At 60.9% G+C, this 622-nt stretch carries 1 protein-coding gene; it reads left to right on the forward strand.

From position 1 onward, the window contains the following. Positions 1 to 602, forward strand: a 602-nt coding sequence (locus HX786_RS31060; RefSeq protein WP_178913052.1) for a class I SAM-dependent methyltransferase, incomplete at its 5' end; no start/stop codon positions are given. Positions 603 to 622 lie beyond the last annotated feature (20 nt).

Here is a 622-nt window from a genome sequence, read left to right on the forward strand (position 1 = left end):
CGCCGGTGCGCAGCCCCACCCGCCACAAAGGCCAGGCGCACCGGCGTCTGTATGGCGGCGGCAGCGGGCAAATGATTGCCAAGGCGGTGGGTGTGGCACAGGGCGTGCGGCCCAGGGTGCTGGATGCTACCGCTGGGTTGGGAAAGGATGCATTTGTGTTGGCCAGCCTGGGTTGCGAGATGAGCCTGATTGAACGCCAGCCGTTGATTGGGGCGTTGCTGGAAGATGGCTTGGCGCGAGGTGCAGAGGATTTTGAGGTGGCGCCGATTGTGGCGCGGATGAGGTTGCTCAAGGGCAACTCCATTGAGGTGATGCGCGATTGGGAGGGGGAGCCGCCTCAGGTGATTTATCTGGATCCGATGTTTCCGCATCGGGAGAAGACGGCGTTGGTGAAGAAGGAGATGAGGTTGTTTCGGCCGCTGGTGGGGGATGATCCGGATGCGCCGGCGTTGTTGGCGGCGGCGTTGGCTTTGGCCAGTCATCGGGTGGTGGTCAAGCGGCCGCGTAAGGCGCCTTGTATTGAGGGGGTGAAGCCGAGTCATGCGTTGGATGGGAAATCCAGTCGGTATGACATTTATCCTAAGAAGGCGCTGAAGTCCTGAGGGTTGAGTACATATCCGTT

Origin of the sequence: Pseudomonas sp. 21615526, from assembly GCF_013386245.1 — a bacterium.
GTDB lineage: Bacteria > Pseudomonadota > Gammaproteobacteria > Pseudomonadales > Pseudomonadaceae > Aquipseudomonas.